16 protein-coding genes, 15 tRNA genes and 1 rRNA gene are annotated in these 25,056 nt (G+C 54.9%); 5 read left to right on the top strand and 27 right to left on the bottom strand.

Annotated elements, in window-relative coordinates; translation table 11 throughout:
* On the bottom strand, positions 1-181 hold a 181-nt coding region (locus HMPREF1147_RS12425; protein ID WP_369791750.1), incomplete at its 3' end, for a helix-turn-helix domain-containing protein.
* Between the two features lie 177 nt (positions 182-358).
* On the opposite strand from HMPREF1147_RS12425, the gene HMPREF1147_RS09945 reads away from it, so the two are divergent.
* Positions 359-434, top strand: a tRNA-Ala gene (locus HMPREF1147_RS09945).
* Between the two features lie 138 nt (positions 435-572).
* Here the strand turns inward: HMPREF1147_RS09945 and csaB are convergent.
* From csaB to secA, 5 genes are all read right to left on the bottom strand, one after another.
* The gene (gene csaB, locus HMPREF1147_RS09940) at positions 573-1,667 is read right to left on the bottom strand and encodes a polysaccharide pyruvyl transferase CsaB (RefSeq protein WP_037351439.1); all 1,095 of its coding nucleotides are present in this window, start codon (positions 1,665-1,667) and stop codon (positions 573-575) included.
* Between the two features lie 57 nt (positions 1,668-1,724).
* Entirely contained in the window at positions 1,725-3,773 is a 2,049-nt protein-coding gene (locus HMPREF1147_RS09935) for a DUF5693 family protein (RefSeq protein WP_009658756.1), read from the bottom strand.
* Between the two features lie 25 nt (positions 3,774-3,798).
* Positions 3,799-4,482, bottom strand: coding sequence for a hypothetical protein (locus tag HMPREF1147_RS09930; RefSeq protein WP_009658747.1), 684 nt, complete (start codon positions 4,480-4,482; stop codon positions 3,799-3,801).
* 804 nt (positions 4,483-5,286) lie between these two features.
* On the bottom strand, positions 5,287-6,393 hold the full coding sequence (prfB, locus tag HMPREF1147_RS09925) for a peptide chain release factor 2 (RefSeq protein ID WP_009658748.1): 1,107 nt from the start codon (positions 6,391-6,393) through the stop codon (positions 5,287-5,289).
* A gap of 316 nt (positions 6,394-6,709) precedes the next feature.
* Positions 6,710-9,352, bottom strand: coding sequence for a preprotein translocase subunit SecA (gene secA / locus HMPREF1147_RS09920; RefSeq protein WP_009658746.1), 2,643 nt, complete (start codon positions 9,350-9,352; stop codon positions 6,710-6,712).
* Positions 9,353-9,656: 304 nt separating this feature from the next.
* On the opposite strand from secA, the gene HMPREF1147_RS09915 reads away from it, so the two are divergent.
* On the top strand, positions 9,657-10,925 hold the full coding sequence (locus tag HMPREF1147_RS09915; RefSeq protein WP_009658754.1) for an SLC13 family permease: 1,269 nt from the start codon (positions 9,657-9,659) through the stop codon (positions 10,923-10,925).
* 154 nt (positions 10,926-11,079) lie between these two features.
* Here the strand turns inward: HMPREF1147_RS09915 and HMPREF1147_RS09910 are convergent.
* A tRNA-Ser gene (locus HMPREF1147_RS09910) sits at positions 11,080-11,168 on the bottom strand.
* A gap of 193 nt (positions 11,169-11,361) precedes the next feature.
* On the opposite strand from HMPREF1147_RS09910, the gene HMPREF1147_RS09905 reads away from it, so the two are divergent.
* Together HMPREF1147_RS09905 and HMPREF1147_RS09900 are read left to right on the top strand one after the other, a co-directional pair.
* On the top strand, positions 11,362-12,270 hold the full coding sequence (locus HMPREF1147_RS09905) for an LPP20 family lipoprotein (RefSeq protein WP_009438294.1): 909 nt from the start codon (positions 11,362-11,364) through the stop codon (positions 12,268-12,270).
* Positions 12,271-12,392: 122 nt separating this feature from the next.
* A complete protein-coding gene (locus tag HMPREF1147_RS09900) occupies positions 12,393-12,617 on the top strand; it encodes a molybdopterin-binding protein (RefSeq protein ID WP_009350094.1) in 225 nt (74 codons plus the stop codon).
* Positions 12,618-12,862: 245 nt separating this feature from the next.
* Here the strand turns inward: HMPREF1147_RS09900 and HMPREF1147_RS09895 are convergent, their stop codons facing one another.
* Positions 12,863-13,516: a trimeric intracellular cation channel family protein gene (locus HMPREF1147_RS09895; protein ID WP_009658752.1), complete on the bottom strand. Its 654-nt coding sequence runs from the start codon at positions 13,514-13,516 to the stop codon at positions 12,863-12,865.
* A 555-nt stretch (positions 13,517-14,071) separates the two neighbouring features.
* A complete protein-coding gene (locus tag HMPREF1147_RS09890) occupies positions 14,072-15,412 on the bottom strand; it encodes a triacylglycerol lipase (RefSeq protein WP_009658758.1) in 1,341 nt (446 codons plus the stop codon).
* A gap of 311 nt (positions 15,413-15,723) precedes the next feature.
* Between HMPREF1147_RS09890 and HMPREF1147_RS09885 the strand changes: the two genes are divergently transcribed.
* The gene (locus HMPREF1147_RS09885) at positions 15,724-16,854 is read left to right on the top strand and encodes a cation diffusion facilitator family transporter (protein WP_009658757.1); all 1,131 of its coding nucleotides are present in this window, start codon (positions 15,724-15,726) and stop codon (positions 16,852-16,854) included.
* Positions 16,855-16,986: 132 nt separating this feature from the next.
* Here HMPREF1147_RS09885 and HMPREF1147_RS09880 read toward each other — a convergent pair whose 3' ends face one another.
* The 18 genes from HMPREF1147_RS09880 to rrf form a co-directional block, all read right to left on the bottom strand.
* A complete protein-coding gene (locus tag HMPREF1147_RS09880) occupies positions 16,987-17,715 on the bottom strand; it encodes an ImmA/IrrE family metallo-endopeptidase (RefSeq protein WP_009658749.1) in 729 nt (242 codons plus the stop codon).
* Between the two features lie 47 nt (positions 17,716-17,762).
* Entirely contained in the window at positions 17,763-19,409 is a 1,647-nt protein-coding gene (locus HMPREF1147_RS09875) for a restriction endonuclease subunit S (protein ID WP_009658751.1), read from the bottom strand.
* Positions 19,406-20,869, bottom strand: a complete 1,464-nt coding sequence (locus HMPREF1147_RS09870; protein WP_009658755.1) for a class I SAM-dependent DNA methyltransferase — start codon at positions 20,867-20,869, stop codon at positions 19,406-19,408. Before HMPREF1147_RS09870 ends, HMPREF1147_RS09875 begins: the two co-directional genes overlap by 4 nt.
* Before the next feature lie 14 nt (positions 20,870-20,883).
* The gene (hsdR, locus tag HMPREF1147_RS09865) at positions 20,884-23,220 is read right to left on the bottom strand and encodes an EcoAI/FtnUII family type I restriction enzme subunit R (RefSeq protein ID WP_009658745.1); all 2,337 of its coding nucleotides are present in this window, start codon (positions 23,218-23,220) and stop codon (positions 20,884-20,886) included.
* Between the two features lie 129 nt (positions 23,221-23,349).
* Positions 23,350-23,435, bottom strand: a tRNA-Leu gene (locus tag HMPREF1147_RS09860).
* Position 23,436: 1 nt separating this feature from the next.
* A tRNA-Leu gene (locus HMPREF1147_RS09855) sits at positions 23,437-23,522 on the bottom strand.
* 39 nt (positions 23,523-23,561) lie between these two features.
* A tRNA-Leu gene (locus tag HMPREF1147_RS09850) sits at positions 23,562-23,647 on the bottom strand.
* A gap of 19 nt (positions 23,648-23,666) precedes the next feature.
* Positions 23,667-23,755, bottom strand: a tRNA-Leu gene (locus HMPREF1147_RS09845).
* A 14-nt stretch (positions 23,756-23,769) separates the two neighbouring features.
* Positions 23,770-23,843 (bottom strand) — tRNA-Gly (locus tag HMPREF1147_RS09840).
* Position 23,844: 1 nt separating this feature from the next.
* Positions 23,845-23,920 (bottom strand) — tRNA-Thr (locus HMPREF1147_RS09835).
* Between the two features lie 71 nt (positions 23,921-23,991).
* A tRNA-Phe gene (locus tag HMPREF1147_RS09830) sits at positions 23,992-24,067 on the bottom strand.
* A gap of 8 nt (positions 24,068-24,075) precedes the next feature.
* Positions 24,076-24,152, bottom strand: a tRNA-Asp gene (locus tag HMPREF1147_RS09825).
* 19 nt (positions 24,153-24,171) lie between these two features.
* Positions 24,172-24,247, bottom strand: a tRNA-Val gene (locus HMPREF1147_RS09820).
* Positions 24,248-24,253: 6 nt separating this feature from the next.
* Positions 24,254-24,329, bottom strand: a tRNA-Lys gene (locus HMPREF1147_RS09815).
* Between the two features lie 85 nt (positions 24,330-24,414).
* A tRNA-Lys gene (locus HMPREF1147_RS09810) sits at positions 24,415-24,490 on the bottom strand.
* Between the two features lie 41 nt (positions 24,491-24,531).
* A tRNA-Gln gene (locus HMPREF1147_RS09805) sits at positions 24,532-24,608 on the bottom strand.
* Between the two features lie 160 nt (positions 24,609-24,768).
* Positions 24,769-24,844: transfer RNA gene (locus HMPREF1147_RS09800), tRNA-Asn, on the bottom strand.
* Positions 24,845-24,849: 5 nt separating this feature from the next.
* Positions 24,850-24,966: ribosomal RNA gene (gene rrf / locus HMPREF1147_RS09795) — 5S ribosomal RNA — on the bottom strand.
* Positions 24,967-25,056 lie beyond the last annotated feature (90 nt).

Raw genomic sequence — 25,056 nt, 5'->3', positions numbered from 1 at the left:
GCATTTGTGTCACAGTGCCGCGTGTAATCTCCCGATACAAGGTAGAGCGGGAGATCTTCACCTGCTTTGCAATGTCAGTCTTTGACATACCGGTGGATAGGAGGGCAAAAATTTGTCCGCGCCGATATGGGTCTAGGTGTTTATATGAGCGCGTGGTTGTGGTAGAATGAGTATGGGACATGGCAGCACCTTCTGTTCTGTTTTTGTGGTGAAAACATTGTAACACATTGAGCGCTGCCTGTCCTTTTTTTCTGTCCCACTTCATTTTACCATGAACCCAACACAAGCTTTGCCCCCGATGAGAAAAAAGAGCTTGATTTTTTCCCGGTGCCGCGTTATAATGTCCCTTGTCAGTCGTGGGGACGTAGCTCAGCTGGGAGAGCACCAGGTTCGCAATCTGGGGGTCGAGAGTTCAATCCTCTTCGTCTCCACCATCAACGACAGTCTACGGAGAAACCGAACGGTTTCTCCGTTTTTGTGTGTATGACAATAGATCACAGCGAGGACAAATAAATAGAAACCGGGCTTACACCGTCGGATTTCTCCGGCGATGCAAGCCCGGTTTCTATTGCTCAATGCTCATGAACGAGCCGCAGTGCCAGTTCTGCGTTGCGCGCGGCGAGTGTGCGCATCCGGGCGAGGAGTTCGCCGCTCGTCTCGGCGAAGCTGAGGCGCTCGTTCCATTTGCGCCGAACTTCTTTGAGGACGCTTGCGGTTGTGATGTCCTGCAGGTCGTTGACGGGTTTTTCGCCGATGGAGCGCAGGAAGCGGTCGACCTTTGGGTCGTACGAGATGCCGATCATGGGGACGCCCATGACGCCGGCGAAGATGAGTGCGTGCAGTCGCACGCCGATCATGAGATCCATGTTCGCGACGAGGGACAGGAGCTCGCTCGTCGTGTATTCGTCGGTGAGGACGGTGCACTCCTCATGTGTGCGGGCTGCCACGGTCTCTGCCGTGCGCACATCCTCGGGGTACTGCATGGGGAGAAAGACGACGCGCGCGCCGAGCTCGCAAACGACAGCGTCACTGATCTCGGCGAGCACTTCTTTATAATGCTGCCACCCCTGCCAGTCGCGCACGGAGATGCCGACGACGGGCTTTGCACCGTCTGCGCCGTAATGCGCAAGAATGGCGCGCCCCGCTTCGCGCCCGACGGGATGAATGCCGAGCACAGGGTCGGCGGTGCACTCCATCAGTGTGCGCGTGATGCCGAGCCGCCGCAGCTCCGCCATGGAGCCCTCGTCGCGCACGGTGATGAGCGACACGCGGTTGCCGAGCCAGCGCATCGCGCGGCAGGCAAATGCGCCCGTGACGGGACCGATCCCCTGCGCATAGAGCATGACGCGTTTCCCGAGGATCAGCGCGAGGAAGATCACCGCCATGTAGTAGTACAGACTGCGCCCACTCGTGACGTTCTGCAGGAGGCTCCCGCCGCCGCTGACGACGAGATCGGCGCGGCGCATGGCAGAGAAAATCGCCCCCGCGTCAAACGAGCCGATCGCCTCAACGCCGTGCCTGCGGCGCGTATCGACGGGATCGGCGGAGATCACCGTGATATGAAGTTCCGGGTCTAGGTCTCCGAGCACCTCCAGCATCGCCGCGAGCATCGCCTCATCGCCCGCGTTCTTCGCGCCGTAGTACCCCGATACGACGATCCGCTTCATCGGGTCAAATCCCCTCCGTTCCTTCGATCCCATAGTATTGGTTGTGTTCCCTCTGCATCATGCCACCTTGACCTTTTCCAGCAATCGGTTCCACGCCGCGACGAGCAGGACGAGCATGGCGCCGATTGCCCCCCCGAGCAGGACGCCGCCGATGCCTCGCACGAGCGACATCTCGATCGGCGTGCGCATGTGCGCAAATGTCTCGACCATCGAGCCCTGTGCGATGGTGGCAACGAGGACGAGTCCAAAGACGACCATCGTCTTCCAGCGCCGCGCCGCCGCATAAATGCCAAGCAGGAACGCAGGGTGTCCGATGAGAAATTCCTTCGTCCGCGGGCGCGCGTAGAACAGCTGCTCAAGGAAGGCGCGCAGTTTCAGCTCGACGCCCGGCACGGGCATCCCCGAGGTGTGTCCGCTGCGCAGAACGAGCACAACGAGCGCACCAAGGAGCACGAGCGCGCCGAGCAGCGAACCGACGCGCACAGGGGTGTCCAAAATCTCGCGCACCTGACCCATGACGCCTGCAGAGGCATCAAATCGTCCGTCAAAAATGTCAAACCGCTGCATGAAGGCGACGGCGACGAGGATCATCGGCAGGACAAAGGTCAGCTTGATCCCGCGGAAAATGTCGAACTCAAGGAAGTAGCGCGTATCGGCGAGCGCGCCCGAGAGATAGGACGCGCCGATCATCGAGAGCGCGCTTGTGATGGAGAGCAGTATCAGCCCCGCGACGATGATGCGCCATACGGGGGCGTCCTTTTGGAACCGCCTGCCGCGCAGGAGGTCGAGGAGGCCAACCATCGCGAGCGCGGGGAAGAGGTTGGCGCTCGCGAGCGCCGCGAGAATCCGAATTTTGCTCCCCGCGCCGAGCAGGATCGGCATCATCCCGATGAGCGCAGCGATGGCAAAGAAGAGCAGGACGGCGCGCCGCCTGCGGTTCAGTGCGGGCACAACGAGCGAGAGGTAGAGCACGCCCGCCGCCGCAACACCCATGATGACAAGAGCACGCAGGATGCGCGGCGGTTCGTAGGCGGCAAATGTCCCTGCTTTTCCAATTTTGAATCCGTGCGCACGCAGCGCCGCGCTCGTATCGGAAAAATACTTCATATTCGTTTCGAGCAGCGACATATTCGGCGCAGGATCTTCGTAGATGCGCAGGAGGTTGATGCGGATGTTGCGCTCCTCGTCCGTCGTCACCCATCGCTCAACGGCGGCGTCGATCTTGAGCTTGGTCAGCTCGTCCTTCGGGATGGAGTAGAGACGTGCGACATGATCGTAGCCGACGCCCTTTGCGATCTCCTCCATGCCCTGTTGGTTGTAAAACTGCAGCTGCGTCACGCCCTCGATAAGCCCGAGCGTTAAATTGCGCGCGCGCATCTCGTCGATGGTCGTTTGGAGTGCTTTCGGCGCGCCGAGCGTCTCCGTCCCCGAAAATACAATGTCCAAGACACGGATACCGTCGAGCCGCGCAAAGACCGCCCGCACGTCATCGGACGTTGCCGTATGATAGTTCGACGGACGCGCGATGACGTCGAACCCTGCCGCATTCACAGCGCGCAGCTCATCGCTCGGCAAGCCGATGTTGCGCTTTTCGAACGCCTCGTAATAGTCCTTGACCGCGATGACCTCGTCGCTTCCGACTGTGTGGACGGTCACGCGCTGTGCGCCGAACCTGCGGAAGAGATCGTCCTTGAGCTCTGCGAATGCCGCCGCATCATGCCCGACGATGTAGATCTCCGTCCCGACGATTTTCCCGTCCTCGACCATTGCGCGCCACAGCGGATTGGTCAGCATCCCCGCATGGTAGCGCGCGAGGATGTCTGCGCCCGTGAGTGCAACCGCCTTGCCGTTCACGTTGAACTTCTTAAACGTCGTCTCGTAGACGGCGAGCGATGTGATGCCCGCGTCCTTCGCACGCGCGAACACCTCGTCCGCGGACAGTCCCTCGCGCGCGGCGAGCTCCAAGAGCCCCTCATAGTCGATGGCGAGCTCCACCGTACGGCTCTCCTCCTCGACGGCGTGGCGCTGCATACCGATGACAAGCGAGGCAATAAGTCCAATGAATATGGCTGCGAGCAGCACGGGATGATAGTGAAATTTCTTCATGAACCTTCCTTCTCCGCTGCGAAAATCACGGTGCGTCTTTACCCGCCGTCACGATAACGACATCATCGCGCGCCTCTACGCTCCGAAAGGTAAGCCCGAGGGGGAGCGCATCGGCACGCGCGACAACGACGTCGGGAAACAGGGAGTCGAGGCTGAGCGTATTCATGCCGCGCCCGCGCGCCGAAATGCGGCGAATCTTGTAGTAAAGATCGCCCGAAACGACCTCGAACGCGCCCTCGAGCGTCACGTCAAAGATCTGCCCGAGCGCCTTGGTCTTTGCGGTCGCGGTAACGCCCGCAGGCGTTACGGTCACGGCGACATCCTCGAATTTCCCCGAGGATTTTGTAATCAGCTCGCGGATCGCCTCCGCGTCGATCACGCCGCGCAGCTCCGCCGTCTCGGCAGAGGTGAGGACAGCCTTGTGTTCTGTCAGGAGCGTCATGGGTGCGATGTGCAGCCCTGTTCCCGTAATGGTGAGCTCGCGGACAAAGATTTTGCCGATGCGCCCTTGCCGCATGACGCCGTCCACCGCACCGATCTCACCGAAGATGAGACGCGGGCTGTCCGTGATGGAAATCTGCACGTCCTCTGCCGCTGTCTGCTCACGCAGGGCATCAACGATGAGGTTCGTGGCGAATGCAGGGAGGGCGAGCATCGCCCCTGCGGCGATGATAACGACGATGAGCAGTGTGACGGCGGCTTTCCACATGGGAGCGTCCCTCCTTTGGGTATTTTGTGGGATGAATGCGCGGCGGTGTCTTTGGGTCGTGGGCGCATATCGACGTCGCTGTGCAAGCGAGGTATGCAACGTATAGCGGCTCAGGGTATCTTTCTCGCTGCTGCGCAAATGAGGCATTTTTTCGGCATCTCCGGTTCGCAGACGCATTCTTGTCGCTGCGCAAACGACGTGCGCGTCACCGACGGTATGCTCAGATACTGCGCCGCACCACCCGGCGGTCTATCATGCGCCGGGCAGTGCCGCGGCGCGCCGACATTCCGACTAAAAGAACGATCCGGAGCACGCCGCCCCTATGGGGTAAAAGCTCCGCGACGGCGATATGCGCCCCCTCACCGTGCGATAGGTAACGGCGATACGGATTCGCACATCATGTACGGCACGATGTCACGCGCCCTGTATCTCATCACGGCGGCGTAACGTATTGCCTTCGAAATAACGCCGCTAGGCGCTCCCCCCATGCCACGATGTGAGATAGAAGCCCTTATCAAGCCGCAACCTAAGCGACGTGCAAGCTTGGATGCAGAGCAAGGAACAAGAAAAATACAAGCGAAGTCGTAGTTAAAAACCTACTACGAGCGCAGTATTTTTCGCAGTGACACAGCTATGCGCCAAGATCGCACGCCGCGCCCCCGTCATACCGCAACATAAGTGCCGCGGAAGTTTCGATGCATAACTAGGAAGTGAGGAGAACGCGAGGAAGGCGTAGATGAAACCTACGTCGACCGCAGTATTTTTCGCAGTGACACAGCTATGCGCCAAGATCGCACGCCGCGTCTAAAAGTCGTGGTTCGCCTTTGCATTAAGATACGCCCTAATAAACGGATCAATCTCCCCGTCCATAACCGCCTGTACGTTGCCGGTCTCGGCGTTCGTGCGGACGTCCTTGACCATGGTATACGGCTGGAATACGTAGGAGCGAATCTGACTGCCCCACTCGATTTTTTGCTGGACGCCTTCGAGTTTGGCGAGTTCCTCTTCCTTTTTCTCCTGCTCCAACTCAAAGAGCTTTGCGCGGAGCATCTTGAGGCACTGCTCCTTGTTTTGAAGCTGCGAGCGTTCGTTTTGGCACTGGACAACGATGCCCGTCGGCTCGTGCGTCATGCGGACGGCGGACGAGGTCTTATTGATGTGCTGTCCGCCCGCACCGCTCGCGCGGTAGTAGTCGACGCGCACGTCGTCCATGTCGATGTCAACCTCAACGGCATCGTCGATCTCGGGCATGACGTCGCACGCGGAAAACGAGGTGTGCCGCCGCGCCTGCGAGTCAAACGGGGAGATACGGACGAGACGATGGACGCCTTTTTCGGATTTCAAAAAGCCGTAGGCATTGTGCCCCTTGATGAAAAGGCTCGCGGACTTGACGCCCGCCTCGTCGCCCGGCTGGAGGTCGGCGGTCTCGACGGTAAATCCGTGCCGCTCCGCCCAGCGCCCGTACATGCGCAGGAGCATCTGCGTCCAGTCCTGCGCCTCGGTGCCGCCCGCGCCCGCGTGGAGCGTGAGGATGGCGTTGTTCGCGTCATATTCGCCCGAGAGGAGCACCTCAAGTTGGAGTGTCTCCAGTCCCTCAGCGATGAGGTCAAGCTCTGCCCGGATGTCCCCCTCCATGGAGGGATCGTTTTCCTCAATGCCCATCTCGTAGAGGGTTTCGGCGTCTTCATATTTCGCGGCGAGCGCTTTGTAGGTGTCGACGCCGCCCTTGAGTCCCGCGAGTTCTTGATTGACTTTTTGCGCCGCCGCCGCGTCGTCCCAAAAGGTTGGCTCGCTCATTTTGTATTCGAGCTCGGCGATTTTTTCCTCTTTCGCAGGGATTTCAAGGGAAATGCGCATCTGATCCAGCTTTTCGCCCAAATCATTGAGTGTTGGTTTCAGATCTTCCAGCATGTTGTTTCTTTCCTAAAGTAAAATCAAAAATATTCTTTTCCCTCACAGGGAGGATCTATAGTGAACTGTAAGCTTGGATGCAGAACAAGGAACAAGAAAAATACAAGCGACGTCGTAGTTAAGAGCTACGTCAAGCGCAGTATTTTCCGCAGTGACACAGTTATGCGCCAAGATCGCACGTCATACCGTACCGTGAGTGATGTGGAAGTTTCGATGCATAGCTAGGAACAAGGAGGTCGCAAGGGAAGGCGTAGTTAAGACCTACGTCGACCGCCGCGACCGACACAGTGACGACGCTAGGCGCGAAAATCCCGCGTCACGCCTTCCCATGGCAGTTCTTGTATTTCTTCCCACTCCCACACGGACACGGATCATTCCGCCCGATCTTCTTGCCGTCCTCGTCCTTTTCGGCGCGAGCTTCTGCGGGTGCGCTCTCGCCGCCGTGCGAGGTGCGCGCGGTGCGCAGGTGATCCTCGAGTTTTGACCGCTCGCGCGCGAGGAGTTCATGTGCGCGCTGTGCGGCGGCGGGATCGGCGACGGGCGCGGGTGCGGGCGTGCCGTCGGGCGCAACATTACTCTGCATGGGCGGCGCGGTCTGCGGGGTGACGATGCTCACATGGTACATGAGGTTCGCGATCTGATCCATGATCGAGGCTTCCATCGCTTCGAACATCTCAAGTGCTTCGATCTTGTACTCGACGAGCGGGTTGCGCTGTCCATAGGCACGCAGGTTGATGCCCTCACGCAGCATATCCATGTGGTCGAGGTGATCCATCCACTTTTGATCGACGACGCGGAGCATGACGACCTTCTCAAGCTCGCGCATATTCTCCTCGCCGAACATGAGCTCACGGTTCTTATACCCCTCCTCGGCAAGCTGTTCGAGGAGTTCTTGGATCTCGTCGCGCGCGAGCGCTTCGAGTTCTTCCTTTTTCAGCCTGCCCTGCGGGGCGTAGACCTTCTCCGCGTCCTCGATGAGGGCGTCGAGCTGCCACTCCTCGGGATAGAGCTTCTCGTTCGCGTACTGCGTCATCTCGTCCTTGATGATGTGTTTGACCATCGCGAGGATGTTCTCGCGCAGATTCTCCCCGCACAGGATCTTGCGCCGCTCGCCGTAGATGACTTCGCGCTGCTGGTTCATAACGTCGTCGTATTCGAGGACGTGCTTGCGGATGTCAAAATTGCGCGCTTCGACTTTTTTCTGCGCGTGTTCCACCGAGCGCGTGATGATGGCGTGCTCGATCGGCTCGTCCTCCTCCATGCCGAGCTTGTCCATGATGCTCGCGATGCGGTCGGAGGCAAAGAGACGCATGAGGTCGTCTTCGAGCGAGAGGAAAAATTTCGACGCGCCGGGGTCGCCCTGACGCCCGGAACGCCCGCGGAGCTGGTTGTCGATGCGCCGCGACTCGTGCCGCTCCGTGCCGACGATGAAGAGTCCGCCGAGTTCCTCGACGCCCTCGCCGAGCTTGATGTCCGTGCCGCGTCCCGCCATGTTCGTCGCGATCGTGACGGCACCCTTTTGCCCCGCGTTTGCGACGATCTCGGCTTCTTTTTCATGGAATTTCGCGTTGAGCACGACGTGCGGAATGCCGTTTTTCCTGAGAACGTTCGACATCTCCTCGGACTGCGTGATGGACGTCGTGCCGATGAGGACGGGCTGCCCCGACGCGTGGATGTCCTTCACCGACTGCCCGACTGCGCGGTATTTCGCCGCCTTCGTCTTGTAGATGACGTCGGGATGGTCGATGCGCTGCACGGGTTTATTCGTCGGGATGACGATGACCGGCAGCTTGTAGATCTTGAGGAACTCGTTCTCTTCGGTCTTTGCCGTGCCCGTCATGCCCGCGAGTTTTTCATACATGCGGAAATAGTTCTGGAACGTGATGCTCGCGAGCGTCTGTGACTCGCGCTGAATCTTCACGCCTTCCTTTGCCTCGATCGCCTGATGCAGACCGTCCGAGTAGCGGCGTCCCTCCATGAGACGACCCGTGAATTCGTCCACGATGACGATCTCGTCGTTCCGCACGACATAATCACGGTCGCGGTGCATGAGCGCCTTGGCGCGCAGCGCGGCGGTGAAGCAGTGCGAGAGCTCGATGTTCTCGGGCGCATAGAGGTTTTGGATGCCGACGAGTTTTTCGATCTTTGGCACTGCGCTGTCGGCGGGCGCGACGGTCTTTTGCTTCTCGTCGACGGTGTAGTCCTCGCCCTCCTTGAGGTGGCGCACGGCGTTTGCCATGACGGCGTAGTTGTCCGTCGACTTCGTTCCGGGGCCGGAGATGATGAGCGGCGTGCGTGCCTCGTCGATGAGGATGGAGTCCACCTCGTCGACGATCGCGTAATGCAGATCCCGCTGTACCATCTGCCCCTCCGAGAGCACCATGTTGTCGCGCAGATAGTCAAAGCCGAACTCGTTGTTCGTGCCGAACGTAACGTCCGAGGCATACGCCGCCTTGCGCTCCGGGAAATCCATGTTGTGTGCGATGAGCCCGACCGAGAGCCCGAGGTAGCGGTAGAGTTTGCCCATCCACTCGCTGTCGCGCCGCGCGAGGTAGTCGTTGACCGTGACCATGTGAACGCCGCGCCCCGAAAGCGCGTTGAGGTAGACCGCCGTCGTCGCGACGAGCGTCTTGCCCTCGCCCGTGCGCATCTCCGCGATGCGCCCCTCGTGCAGACATATGCCGCCGATGAGCTGGACGTCGAAATGCCGCATCCCAAGCACGCGCCGCGACGTCTCGCGCACGACCGCAAATGCCTCGGGGAGAATCTCCTCGAGCGGGGCGCCGTTATCGATTTGCTCACGGAACCTGCGTGTATAGCCTGTCAGCTTATCGTCCGTCAGGTTCGTCATCGCGGGTTCGAACCCGTTGATTTGATCGACGATTTCGCGATACCGCGCAATTTCCTTATCATTGTTGTCGCCAAGAAAACGCTTCAAAATGGAAGATATTCCAAACAAGTGGTTTCACACTCCTAATGATTATATCCGATCGAAAGACAATATCCGCCTTATTATAGCACAAAGCCCCCGCCTTTGCACAAAAAGTTCAATATCTAAAGTTGAAGTGAGCTCCTGAAAAGCGTATTCAAGTTTAATCGAAATCATTTATGAATTGAATTAATTCAAGTTATGTGTTATTATCATGAAATAAAGGAGGTGTATATATTAACATCTATGTATTCTCTCAGGAAGTACATTATAGAAGGTTTCTAAATTTTTTCGATGGAAACACAGTTAGAACTGAAGAAATGGAGTTGAATCAATGGATGCAGCAATGCTCACATTAGGCGTTCTCGCCGTCGCGGCACTTCTTTTCGCCACCGAAATTATCCCGCTCGCCGTCACCGCCATGGGCGCGGCGATCGCACTCGGACTTTTGGGCGTCCTCACGCCCGCGCAGGTTTTTTCCGGCCTGTCAAATTCCACCGTCGTCCTGTTCGCCGGCATGTTCATCATCGGCGCGGCAATGTTCCAGACCGGACTCGCGCAAAAAATCGGTATCGCCGTCGTCAAGAAGTCGGGCAGTGACGAGCGTCCGCTCATGGCGGCACTGATGCTCATCACTATCGTGCTGTCCTCGGTCTCGTCGAACACCGCGACCGTCGCGTGCCTCATGCCCGTCGTCATCCAGATCTGCGCCGCGGCAAAACTGCCCGTCTCCCCGCAGCTCATGGCGCTCGCCGTCGCGGCGAATGTCGGCGGCACGATCACGATGATCGGCACCCCGCCGAACATCCTCATGAGCGCCACGCTTCAGGCGACAGGGCTTGAGCCGTTCGGCTTCTTCGAATTCGCATGGATCGGCGTGCCGCTCTCCATCGCGGGCATGATCTACATGCTGACCATTGGGCGCAAGCTCTGCCCGCGCCACATGGTCGACTCCGACACCTCCGACGGCAGCGGCGCAAAGGAAGAGGCAAAGGACACACGCAAGATGATGATCTGCGCCGCGATCCTCCTCGGCGTCGTCACCGCCATGGTTCTTGAAAAAGATATCCACGTCCCCATGCAGATGTCCGCCATCATCGGCGGTCTCCTCTGCGTCCTCACCGGCTGTCTGAATGAAAAGCAGGCATACGAGGGCATCGACTGGACGACCATCTTCCTCTTCGCCGGGATGCTTCCTCTAGCGAGCGCGATGGAAAAGAGCGGCGCGGGCGCACTCATCGCGAACTTCGTCGTCGGGCTGATGGGCGACGCCCCCTCCCCGTACCTCATCGTCGTCGCCATGTTCATCCTCTCGTGCGGTCTCACGCAGTTCATGTCGAACACCGCGGCGGCGGCGCTGCTGGCGCCGATCGCCATCTCCATCGCGCAGTCCATCGGCGTCTCGCCGTACCCGGTCGTCATGGCGATCGGCATCGCGGCATCCTGCGCATTCACGACCCCGGTCGCGACCCCGCCGAACACGCTCGTGCTCGGCCCCGGCAAATTCCGCTTCATGGACTATGTGAAGATCGGACTGCCGCTCGTCTTTGTATCGCTCATCGTCTGCGTCGCGATCATCCCGCTCGTGTGGCCGTTCAAATAAAAACATCCCATTATTATAATTGGAGCACACATATCGACCCCGCCGAGGTGTAATGCTTCGGCGGGGTTTTCTGCCGGGCATATATGAGGCAGGCACCTATAAAACAGGCACAAAAAAGCTCCCGGGGGAAAATCCTCGGGAGCATTGATTTTACTGGCAGAGAGGGTGGGATTCGAACCCACGGTGGCTCATCACCACACTTGATTTCGAGTCAAGCACCTTCGACCACTCGGACACCTCTCCATCGCGATTGCGACATGTGGCATTATAGCACACGCGCGGGCGCATTGGCAAGGAATTTTTCCGCAAAACACGCCCGAACTCGCCTCCCCCACGATTTCACAGAATACTAATCCCGGCTTCATCCTCCTTTATCCTTTCTTTGCGATATTGCTAGAGAAAGCATAAGCACAAATATTGCCAAGGAGGTTTCTCTATGCATCTATTAAAATCCGGCATCTGCGCACTCCTCGTGTGTGCGCTCGCGCTCATCTCGCTCCCCGCAGCGGAGGCGGCGACTGACTGGAACGGCGGGAGCATCCGCGCCGAGGGGACGGGTATTGCCCCCGCGCGCACCGTCAGTGCCGCACAGGCACGTGCGCTCGCCCGACGTGCTGCTATTGCCGACGCCTACCGGGCGCTCGCCGAGCAGATTCAGGGCGTGGACGTCGATGCCACGACCACCGTTGAGAACATGATGGTCGCAAACGACACCGTCCGCACCCACGTCAGCGCCCTCGTACGCGGCGCACGTATCGTAAGTGAAAAAGCGCTGAAGGACGGTGCCTACACCGTCACCCTCGAGGTTCCCGTCTTTGGCGTCGGTTCACTCGCAAGCTCCGTCTTTACACGGAACGAAACGCGTGCACAATGGGTATCTCCCGACAGCGTCTATGAGCCCTACGACGGCGGACGCGGCTACGACACCACGGGATACGGCACCTACACAACACCTGCCGCGCCCGCACGCCGCACCCCCTCGACCAGTTCCGCTGCAAGTGCGCCTTCCGGACGTGCCGTCGGCAGCTATACGGGTCTCATTGTCGACTGCCGCGGACTTGGTCTGCGTCCCGTCATGAGCCCGGTCATCAAGGCAGACAACGGACGTCCCATCTACGGGTACAAGAACCTTGACAGCGACAAAGTTGTGCAGAACGGAATGGCGGGTTATGTCCGCAGCGAATCCGACGCGACGCGTGCGGGACGCAATCCGCTTGTCGTCCGCGCTGTCGCCGTAGATGCGGGGGCAAATCCCATCCTCTCCGCCGACGATGCGCGCCGCGTTCTGATCGAGAACGGAGCAAGCGGCTTCCTCGACGCCACCAACGTCGTATTCATCCGCTGACCCTTTCTGCCGATACACCTTCCTCTGCAAAATCCTCTGTAAAATGTGACCTTTGTCACGAAATCTACAGAGGGTTTTGTGTTATAATAAATAAGTATTATGAATTAAGGAGGGAACTTTTTATGAAACTGAGTGCAAGAAACCAGCTCAAGGGCAAGGTTGTATCAATCGAAAAGGGCGCCGTCAACGGCATCGTCGGCATTGAGCTCAAGGGCGGCGACGTCATCAGTGCGACCATCACTCTCAGCGCCATCGAGGAGCTCGGGCTCACAGTCGGCGGCGATGCATACGCTGTCATCAAGGCGACGTCCGTCATGGTCGGCGTCGATCACCACCACTGCAAATAAAACTGCCGTGCTATAACGGCATACAAAATCCCCCTGCACCATACGGGCAGAGGGATTTTTTGTACAGGATTTTCGGAGTAACAACGCTAGGCGTCAAGATCCCATCTTTTATACCATAACCTGAGTGAAGCAGAAGTTTGGATGCAGCGCACGCGGAATGAGGAGAACGCGAGCGGCGGGGCAGAAAAAACTGCTCCTAGCGAATCGTTCGACGACATGACACAGCGATGCGTCAAAATCCTGCTTCATGCCTTCCGGCGCGGGGGGCGGGGATGGTAAAGGCTCCAATTCCCCCGAATCGCTGCAAACCGAATCAGGAGTGCCAGCGTAAAGGCAAGCCACGAATTAACCTCTACGCCGAGCACAGGGCGCAGGAGGCAAAATACAAACGCGCCCGCAAGCGATGCCCCCGCATAGACCTCCGCATAGAGCACAATAGGCATCCGCGAGGCTAGTACATCGCGGATCATCCCGCCCCCGACCGCCGTGATCGCAGCGAGCAGGATCGGCAGAACAAAGCTGCCCTCCGGCACAAAACGAATCCCCGTCAACGTCCCCGTGACCGTGAACGCCGCAAGTCCGATCGTATCCGACACATTGAACACCGTGAGGAGACGCCGGCGCCGCAGCCGATGAAGCGCCGTCCATTGGTAGAGCAGACAGGTGATAACGGCAACACCGACCGACAGGAGGAAATTGGTCGTATCGCGCAGCGTCATCGGCGGCGTAATCCCCACGAGCAAGTCGCGAATCATCCCGCCTCCAACCGCCGTAGCGAGAGCAAGCACCGAGATGCCAAAGATATCCATCCGCCGCGAAATCCCGACCAGCGTCCCCGACACCGCAAACGCAATCGTCCCAATCATATCAAACAGTCGCCAAAGCGCCGCAGCATCCACAAAAGTACCTCCTGTCACTATGTAAGATTTGACATCAATCGTCTCTTATCGTATAATATGCCTAGAAAAGGTGCTCCGGCAGACGGTCAGCCCCAAATCTTTTATACGGAAAAGTAACCGCCTAAAGTTGTGAGCTAGGGGCGGTTACTTTTTTGTTAAGAGTACGACAAGGACGATAAAAAGCAACAGTGTTACATTTGTCTCGTTCATAGCACCCATCCCCTCAAAATTAGGGGCAAGATTTGACCGCCTACCGCTGTGGCAGCACTTCACAAACCATTATATCAGCACAAAGACACGTTGCGTACGTGTCTTTTTATTTGCGTACGGTGTGACGATGGTAAGCTCTAAAACCGACGTCAACCGCAGTATTTTTGCAGTGACACAGCGAGGCGCGAAAATCCCGTGTACGTCATACCGTAACCTGAGTGACGTGCAAGATTTGATGCAGGGCTAGGAATGAGGAGAATGCGAGCGACGGCGTAGTAAAAAGCTACTCCTAGCGAAGCATTCGACGATATGACAACGCCATGCGCAAATATCGCACGTCACATCTCAGTCTTGGGTGAAGAGATACAGTATAGTCTCAATCGGCGTCAACATCCCCGTCACCTGTGACCGCGACGATGCCGCGACGAGGTTCCCTTCCATATCGTAGACCGCGCGCTCAAGCGTCAATCGGTACGTCTCTCGTTGGTCACGTACTTTTGCCCCGGAGATACGGTACGCATAGAGCATCGTCGCACCTGCCTCCTGCGCTGCCGCTAGGTGCTCCTCCAGCTCCGACAGCAGCCCCGTCTCAGAGAGACCGCTCCCTGTCGCTGAGAAAACCGTTGCCGCATTACGCGCATAGAGCGCATCGCGCAGAAGCGCCTTCATATACGGCGCATCCGCCTCGAGCACGCCCTCCACATCCACTGCGATCGGCGCAACATAGACCGTCTGTCCCGCCGCCCGATTCGGCTGTGCTGCGAGAAAGAGAAAGCTGTCCGTCCCCGTGCTGTCATAGAGCTGCCGAATCGCCGCATCCACATACACAATCATCGCATGGGGGAACGCCGCCACCGAGGGCGCGGGATGCCACGCGATCCTCTCACCAAACTGCCGAAACCCGAGCGGCGCCGCGAGCAAATCCTTCATCGGATCGCCCTGCATCACCACCCGATGCAGCGTAAACTTATCTGCATATGCGCGCACAAACGCCGCATTACCAAGCGCAGGCGAGCCAAACGTCACCACCTCAAGCTGCGCGGGCGAAACGCCCATATCCGCGAGCCGTGCCGCCGCGAGGGTTGCCGCCGCCCCGCCGAGACTGTGCCCCGTGAGATAAATCTTTGCCGACGGATGCGCCCGCAGCTCCGCCGCAATCACCTCCCCCGCCGTACGCCCGCCGTATTCATCGAGCATGTCGGTAAAAAGTGCCGCCTGCGTATAGTCCAGGAAGCCGCGATGCACAAGCGGCGTCTCTTTGCGGTCAGAAATAGGTTCATTCGCCGTCTCCAGGAACTCCGTCGACGTCTGCCCGCCGAACGCCGCACGCCCCAGGCGCAGATCCGTCCACACATCACTGCCGCGCTCCGTCCCCGGGAACGAAAGAAGATGCGTCTCGCTGCCGTCCGGCGCCATCCGCACCATATGGAAGAACCGCCCCACCGTCCGGCGTCGTCCCGGCGTCTCATAGCCCTCAATGCGCCAGCCCGCTGCGACGAGCCGTGCCCGCAGCATCTCGGAGAGCTCCCCGCTGTACGCCGCCTCCGATGCCGCGGCCGTCACAAAAAGGAGCGACGGCAGATCGGACGGCACAGCAAGCGCACGCTGCGGCATGCCAATGACAACGAAAAAGACAATGCATAATAGAACTCGTGCAAGCATGTTCCGCTCCTTCGCCGCTTTCATCACATCAATGATCTCCTCGTTATCGCCCCGTCAAATTCATACCGACTATATTTTCATATACTTTTTCCATTTTGTCAATTTCAATCGCAATCGTGCATCGTCTCCCCCTCCCCCTAACCGCAAAGCAGTGATTTTCCCATGATCCGTTGGCAATCCCCGGATCTTTATGGTAAAATCGATGAATTAACGATGCTCCCCGGCAGGCGGCGCTCCATAGCGTCTACAAAAAACGATCGATACACTTTGCATAACGTCAGATACCGGTATCATACGCATCACGCAGAATATCATCTTGACAGTAAGGAGCTATTATGAACGTTCCATCCGGTGCACGCTCACGCGAGGCGCGCATCCTGCGCACATCCTACATCGGGATTGCCGCCAACATCCTCCTCGTCATCGTCAAAGCTGCCGTCGGCACACTCGCCGGCTCTCTTGCCCTCGTCACCGATGCGGTCAACAACCTGTCCGACGTCATTTCATCCATCATTACCATCGCGGGGACAAAGATGGCGGGCAAATTGCCGGATGCAGAACACCCCTTTGGTCACGGGCGCCTTGAGTACATCACCGCCCTCATCATCGGCGCGATCGTCCTTGCCGCCGGGATCGGCGCCGCCGCAGAGTCCGTCGAAGGCATCCTGGATCCTACGCCGGTCGAATATTCCGCGGGCTTTGTCCTCATCATTATCATCACGATCATTGCAAAAGTATTCCTTGCCAATTACACGATCAACGTAGGGCAGGCAGTGCATTCGGGCGCGCTCAAAGCCGCCGGCATCGACGCCAGAAGCGACGCCCTCATCTCCGTCGTGACGCTCCTCTCGGCAGCCGCTTATTTCCTATGGGAGCTCAATATCGACGCCTATGCGGGCGGTCTCATCTCCCTTGCCGTTATCAAAGCAGGGCTTGACATCCTCAAAGAAACCGGCTCCATACTCCTCGGAGAGCGTGTCGACAGCGAACTCACGAAAGAGATTTATGATAAGGTGCGCTCCTATCCCTTCGTCTTAGGCGCGCATGATTTACGGCTCAACAACTACGGCCCCGATTCCTACCTGGGTTCCATTCACGTAGAGCTCGACGGCAGCAAAACCTTGAGCGAAACCTATCCCCTGCTCTTCCAAATCGAGCGAGACCTCCTCAAAGAATTTAACTGCATCGTCACCGTAGGATTCTACGCCATCGATTTCACCTCGCCGAACACAAAAAAGGTACACGACATCTTAGCGCGTCATGCCGCCGCACAGAAAGCAATCGCCGGCTTTCACGGCATCTGCCTCTACGACAGCCGCAAAGAACTCTTCTTCGACGTCACCTTCCACTTTGGCTATGACTACCGCCCTATCCTAAACGCCATCCGCAGCGAAGTCTCCGCCCTTTTTTCGGGCTATAAAATCATCGCACGACCGGACATCAACTATGCCGACGGAGAGTATTGACCTTTATTCCACCGACAAATTACGCAATAAAAAGCTGTAACAAAAGTGTTTTTTGGCACTTCCGTTACAGCCCTTTTTGTATATTAGAGGTACGCCGCCGTGGATCGTTAATAGACCGCAATTAAATTTCTTCTACCACTTTAATATGGTCATCGCCACATTATGTATCCAATCACCACGCGTACATGTAAATAATCGCATATTTTGATCATATTGAACAAACCACCGCCGTGGGTCACACTCCGTAAACTCCAATTGATTTTTTTGATGCAAAATAGCGTAATATGCCGCCGTATCGAAAGGAATCTGCGTTAAAGAGCGCAGTCGTCTTCTAGCCGTTACCGATGCACTTTGCCCGGTGATAGAAAATCCCTTCGTACGAATGATGATGCAAGGTTCGGTCGTAAGCGCTAAAATGCGATTAGCACAGGCATATTTGGACACACAAAAATGCCGCGCAAGACCGGTCACAAGCGTATAGTCAAGCGGAGCTCCACTCATCAAGATACGCATCTGTTCGGCGGGCATCAGCAGCGCAGCCGCAAATTGGTTGGCGGCAACTTCTTGTGGGCGATGCGGCTCTTCCATATCTTTCAAAGAACACCAAAACCCAACTTGCCCGGATCCCTGAATGTCCGGTTGATGCTCCAAAAAATGATGTCCCAATTCATGGGCAAACGTAAAATTGATACGCCCCGGATGCGCAATCGCAGTATTCAGCAAAATTACTTTTCGAGTGCCCTTGAAAAGGAGCGCTCCGCTAAATCTTTCATCATCAGGCAGAACTTTCCGCCCCACCTTGATATGCTGCGCAGACGCAATCTCATCCAAATGAAGCGCCGGAACATCCGAGATGCTCATAGCGGCTAATACATACTTTGCTGTAGCCTCCGTATCAGAACAAGCCCTCATTCCTCATCCTCTGCAAACAGATCATTCATCGCCTGTATTGCTTCTTTAGAAAGGTTCATCACATCGCCGCGCGCCGCCAAGCGCATTCCCTCCTCCTCATGAGGAATAAAAGGCAATCGCTTTGCGTCCATATGGTTTTCCACGGGATCGGTATCGACGGTTTTTAGGGTATCACAAAGCCCCATGAGGATATCTACTTTGTCTACAATGCGTTGTTGTTCAGCAAGGGGTGGAAGAGGAAACAATATATTAGAAATTGCTTGATTACTTAAATTTGCTATATTTGTCGTTTGTTTTGCATGTGATGAAAATATCCCACTCCTATAAAAGAATTGAAACACGTAATATGAATATTTTATATTTATATTGGAAACCTGCGGTCGAATTACGGTCAGAAATCCTCCAAATGTCATTTTAGTGTTTCCGAGCCAAAAGCAACTCTTTCCCACAAGCTCCTTTGAGTTTGCTGCTGAAACAAGGATATCATAATCAGAGAGCCATTGATATTCTCTTTTTACATATTGTTCAGGAACGAATACATCCGCATAAGGGTTATATTCTTTTTGTACAGACCCTGTTGTTGCGCATCGTATCCCTGATTGAAATGGACTCGCCGATTTTACAGTTCCCGGAAATGTAATTCCACGAAATAAATCATGGATGCTTCCAACTCTACACCACCTCCATCCCTCCGGCAGTTCATAGGGGATTTCATCCTCTGTGATCGGAGGAAGCGGTTTGAGCTTTTTTATTTTCCCCTCTTGAACGAGCCGTTCCTTTTCTCCTCGGATGCGTTCGAGTAGTTTCGAGGCAGGTTCTTCACGCGGGTCTTGCAGGACGAGCTGCCCCTCTACCGCCGCCTGCAAAATAGACTTTGGAAGACGTTCTACAAATCGCTCGTCGAGCGCATCGAGATCTTTCTCAGCGCGCTCCAGTTCATCACACTGCAGCATCAATACATCGAGTTTATCCACAATGCGTTGTTGTTCGGCAAGGGGAGGGAGTGATACCAAAAGGTGTTTCAATGATGTACCATTTACGTTAGGTTGTCCGGTTCCTATTGCTTGAATTCCAATTTGTCTCCAGTAGAATGGACTTTGTAAATAATACTTTATATATTGTTCATTGACTACTTGTGATAAAATAACGCGAATAAGATACGAGGCAAATATTGATGCTACGCCCTCTTCTACAACAATGTATGTTTTTCCAACAGTTCCCCCCGTGCGGGCAATCAAAATATCTCTTTTATGGAGTCCATATTCCTCTGCTATTTTCATTGTAACAGTACAATATGGCACACACTCCCATTTGACCTTATCATTTTGTATATCTGTTATTCGAAGCAATCGAATATTTCCATAAGTACTGGCTGATGTAGTAAATCCATAATGTATACGCTGACTCAGATGATCTAGCCTACACCAACACCACCCCTCCGGCAATTCATAGGGGATTTCATCCTCTGTAACTGGCGGAAGCTGTTTGGTCTTTTTTATTTTTCCTTCTTGAACGAGCCGTTCCTTTTCTCCCCGGATGCGTTCGAGTAGTTTGGAAGCATGTTCTTCACGCGGGTCTTGTGGAACGAGTTTTCCTTCTACTGCTGCCTGTAAGATAGAACGCCGCAGCTCGGCAGCTTTCATGATACATTCTCCTGCTTCATTTCATTACCGATACGGTTTAATATACTTTCAATCCGATCGGAAATAACTGCCCGTTCATGCAAATATTGTGCAATGAGTTCCTCGGGCGATAAAATATCTTCATCCTCCTGAGGGAATCCACAGAAATCTAAGCTATATTCTGCGTTTACAATATCTTCTATCTGGACGAATTGGGCGACCGCACTCTCTTGTCGCTCCTCCCACCAGTCGCGCACAGGCTGAAAATGCGCATCCAGCATCGGACGGGTTTTTGAGAAATGTTTATACCCTTCGGGCATCTCCAACCGGTAAAACCATACGCCGGTTTTCGTCGGTCTTCCCTTCCGGAAGAAGAGGAGGTTCGTATTGATATTGGTATACGGTGCAAAAATATCCTTGGGCAATCGAACGACGGTATGCAGCTCGCAGGTCTCCAGCAGTTTTCGTTTAATCGCCGATTTGGCGCCGCCGACGCCAAACAGAAACCCATCCGGCAAGACCATTCCGCAGCGTCCGCCGTCTTTGAGCAGCGCCATGATATGCACGAGGAAGAGATCCGCCGTCTCCGTATTGCGGAGTTCCGCGGGAACCGACTGCGCGATCGACTTTTCCTCGGCGCCGCCGAACGGAGGATTCGTAACGATGACGTCCACTTTATCTTTGTCCGTGTAGTCCGTCGTTGCGATTCGCAGTGTGTTATCATAACGAATGTCCGGCACATCAATGCCGTGTGCCAATAAGTTGGTCACGCCAAGCAGATAGGGAAACGGTTTTTTCTCAATGCCGCGTATGGACTCCTGCAGCAGTCGATACTGCTCCGTTGTCCGGATCGCGCCGGATTCCCGATACCGCTCGATCACGCTCGTCAAAAATCCCCCTGTCCCGCACGCAGGGTCAAGTACCGATTCTCCAAGCTGCGGCTCGATCATCTCGACGACGAACCGCGTCACGGGGCGCGGGGTGTAAAATTCCCCCGCTTTACCGGCGCTTTGAAGATCCTTTAGCATCCCTTCATAGATCCCGTTAAATAAATGCTCGGACGGAACATCGCTAAAGTCAATATCCGCGTTGATTTTGTTAAGGACCTGCCGGAGTAATGTCCCGGACTTCATGAAGTTATTGACGCCCTCCATTACGCTTCGAACGAGCCATTTTCGATGCTTCGGATCATTCGAGATGTCCAGTCGGCGGAGCTCTTTGAACATCGCATCAATATGCGTGAGCAGGGCATCTCCCGTGAGTCCCTCCGGATCTTGCGCCCACACACTCCAGCGATATTTCTCAGGAATCACAGGATAGTACTGCTGATCCTCCGTGATGTCCCATTCATTTTCCTTAAAATCAAATGCCTTGAGGAAGAGCATCCATGTGATCTGTTCGATATACTGTGCATCGCCGTTGATACCGGAATCAATCCGCATGATGTTCTTTAATGCTTTGGTCGTTCCCGACACAGCCATAATACTAAATCCTCCTAAGCGACATAGAGCGCCGTTTCAAGTTTTTTCAGTGCATCTGCAAAGTCTTTTTTCCCTTTGAAAATACGTGTAACAATATAGGCGGGATTCCCAAAATCAGAGAGCGGTTTTAGTTTCAACACATCCATATTCTCTAAATCAGAGATACCTGCATCCGCATATTGATCAAGGAGCGCATACAATACCTGCTGTGCCTGTGCGCCATATTTCTCAAAGTAATTCTGTTTCTTCACGTGATTTGCCCGCTCCGCACGGGTACGAAGCGGTTTATCGTAGACAATATGGCACAGCAAATCAAAGGGATCAAATTCTCTGCCGATCTGTTCCTGTAATTCCTCAATGAGGATTCCTTGCCGCGCCAGCTCATCTAAAATGACCTGCTTGCGCTCTGCGTCAGACCACGCATTCAAGAACGCGTCTAATGTCGCATATTGGTGCAGCATATTGTGGCGCGTATAGTCTGTGAGCGACTCCGTGATGAGATTGCCGTCCTTATCAATATATTGGATACGCTCGCCAAGAACCTCAACCGCAACGTTATGAACATAATATTTTACGCGGTGTTCGCGTGTGGGTACCGACGGAATCGATCCATCCGGCTGCGCCGCGTCGTCTTTATCGCCCGGAAACTCCGGAATATCGCCCTCGCTCCCCGGTGTAAACTCGCCGTCCTGTTCACTCGGTCCGTCAAAATCGGGATCGGCAAAGAGTTTCGTCACGTTGCGAAAGTCAAAGATCGTGAAAAACATTTTGCCGAGATCTTCTCGCACACGCGTACCTCGCCCGATGATCTGCTTAAATTCCGTCATGCTGTTGATATTTGAATCCAGTACGATGAATTTAACCATCTGCGCGTCGACTCCGGTGGTGAGTAGTTTCGATGTCGTTACGAGGACAGGACAGCGCGCGGACACATCTCTGAAATTATCAAGCTGCTTTTTCCCAATATCATCATCGCCCGTGATGCGCATGACATAGTGCGTCTCTTGTTCGACCAGATCGCTGTTCTCGTTGATGAGCGCTTGACGCATACGATCCGCATGATCCGTATCGACGCAAAAGAAAATACTTTTATCAAAGCGCAGATCATGTTTTTTCAGGTAGTTTGATACCACCTTTGCGACCATGCGCGTGCGCTGCTCTAAAACCAGTGTGCGGTCGTAATCTACGGCGTTATACTCCCGATCCTCGATGAGGTTGCCATAGCGATCCGTCTGTCCTACATAGGGTCTCCATCCCGCCGCATCTTTATCCAAGATGATGCGGATCACACGATAGGGCGCAAGAAATCCGTCGTCGATGCCCTGCTTGAGAGAGTATATATAAATCGGCGCGCCAAAATAATCAATATTGGAAACGTCTTTTGTCTCCTTCGGCGTCGCGGTCAAACCGATCTGCGTTGCCGTCCCAAAATATTCCAAAATCTCCCGCCATGCGCTATCCGCTTTTGCACTGCCGCGATGACACTCGTCTATGATAATCAGATCAAAAAATGTCGGACTAAACTGTTTGAATACGTCTTTCTCATCCTCTCCTGTGAGCCCTTGATATAACGCAAGATAGATCTCATAGGATTTATCCGCTTTACGATTGCGGATCATTGTCATTTTATCCTTAAAGGGGGAGAAATCGTTGCTATAGGTCTGATCAATCAAGGCGTTTCTATCGGCAAGAAATAAAATGCGTTTCTTAACGCCCGCTTTCCAAAGTCTCCAAATAATTTGGAAGGCTGTATACGTTTTCCCTGTGCCGGTCGCCATGACGAGCATAATGCGGTCTTTTTTCTCCCTGACGACTGCATCTACCGTAAGGTTAATGGCATTGCGCTGGTAATAGCGCGGACTTCGATCTTCTCTCTCTGTATAGTAGGGTTCCGTAATAACGGCTTCCTGTTCCTCCGTGAGCCCAATCCCCTCTTTATACATACGCCACAGCTGTTCGGGCGAAGGAAACGCCTCCGACGATATCAATTGCTCTTTATCCCCTGCACCGGGCATACAATTATGAAAGGTAAAACCGTCTCCGTTCGACGTAAATACAAAAGGAATGAGCAGCCGCTCCGCATAATCAAGAGCCTGCTGCATCCCGTCTGAAACGCTGTGTTGATTGTCCTTTGCCTCGACAATGGCAAGAGGAATATGAGGCTTGAAGAACAAGACATAATCGGCGTACTTCGCCTTTTCCCGCCGGCAAGTACCGCCTCTTGCAATAATACGTCCCCGGGTAATCGCATATTCTTCCCTTATTTGCGCCGGAGCCCATCCTGCTTGACTGATTGCAGGCGTAATATATCTTGTTCGAATCTCTTGTTCGGTTAGGCTTTTCTTGTCCATAGATATTTGCTCCCCGATACTAAATTATTCCAATTATAGCATATGCCGGGTATTTCTAATAGTAAAAAAGTACATATTCATCGCAAACAAAAAACCGCTACGGCATTCCGTAACGGTATCTTCTCAAAATGGTGCGGTTGATGGGACTTGAACCCATACGTCTTGTGAACACTACCCCCTCAAAGTAGCGCGTCTGCCAATTCCGCCACAACCGCGTGGTGCGGTCGAGAGGACTTGAACCTCCACGATGTTGCCATCACTAGCGCCTGAAGCTAGCGCGTCTGCCATTCCGCCACGACCGCGTGACTGTATTTAGTTAATGGTATTTACTGCCTAAAAAATGGTGCGGTCGGTGGGACTTGAACCCACACGTCTTGTGAACACTACCCCCTCAAAGTAGCGCGTCTGCCAATTCCGCCACGACCGCGTGACAATATAGGTGAAAATGGTGCCGAGGACCGGAATCGAACCGGTACGGTTGTTGCCAACCGGGGGATTTTAAGTCCCCTGCGTCTGCCTGTTCCGCCACCCCGGCGCAGTAGGCAATAATGGAGCGGGTGATGGGAATCGAACCCACGTGACCAGCTTGGAAGGCTGGGGCTCTACCATTGAGCTACACCCGCGTGGAGCTGGCGAGAGGACTTGAACCCCCAACCTGCTGATTACAAATCAGCTGCTCTACCGATTGAGCTACGCCAGCGGCAGATACATCGGAGCAAACTGCCGAAGATACTGTCCTTTGCGTCAAAAGATGACCAACATGGTCAAAAGTGGTGCCTCAGAGCGGAATCGAACCACTGACACGGGGATTTTCAGTCCCCTGCTCTACCAACTGAGCTACCGAGGCATAAAAAATGGCGACCCGAAGGGGACTTGAACCCCTGACCTCCGCCGTGACAGGGCGGCATTCTAACCAACTAAACTACCGGGCCGTGTGCTAAAAGCATCCTTTGGTGGGCGATGACAGGATCGAACTGCCGACATCTTGCTTGTAAGGCAAGCGCTCTCCCAGCTGAGCTAATCGCCCATAAAATGGTGACCCACCACGGAATCGAACCGTGAACCTACTGATTAAGAGTCAGTTGCTCTGCCAGTTGAGCTAGTGAGTCATGATAGAGACGCAAAACGGGATTTTTGCGCCTAGTGATGCATCAAAACTTCCGTTTCGCTAGTGTATCCTAAAAAAGTAAAAAGTGGTGGCTCACCCGGGACTCGAACCCGGGACCCTCTGATTAAAAGTCAGATGCTCTACCAACTGAGCTAGTGAACCTTTATCAGCCGCCACACATCCCATCCGGAGATGAGATAAATTGGCTGGGGTAGTTGGATTCGAACCAACGGATGCGGGAGTCAAAGTCCCGTGCCTTAACCGACTTGGCTATACCCCAACTACTGATCCTGTCCGTGAATCGGAGCGCACAGCGCGAACGATGAACGGGTAACAGGTCGTATGCGAAAACGTCCCAAGAACACGAGCGTGAGCGACGTGTGATTGGCAGACGTTGACCGCTTGTATCTATTACTGCAATTACAGCGAGAAATCAAAAATGGCTCCTCGGACGGGACTCGAACCTGTGACATTCTGATTAACAGTCAGACGCTCTACCAACTGAGCTACCGAGGAATATATTGCGGCAACTACCTACTCTCCCACGTCGTCTCCAACGAAGTACCATCGGCCTGCGGACGCTTAACTGCTGTGTTCGGAATGGGAACAGGTGGAACCGTCCGGGCATCATCACCGCATACTTGAGTAAACTTTTGCTCACTCAAAACTAGACAGAAGAAACTCTTTTGCAAATTAGTTGCGAAATAACCTGTAATCATGGAAAGTGC

The organism is Selenomonas sp. FOBRC9 (assembly GCF_000287655.1).
GTDB classification, from domain to species: Bacteria; Bacillota; Negativicutes; order Selenomonadales; family Selenomonadaceae; genus Centipeda; species Centipeda artemidis.
The sequence above is the reverse complement of the archived record's forward strand: the minus strand, read 5'-3'. Positions and strand labels throughout refer to the sequence as shown.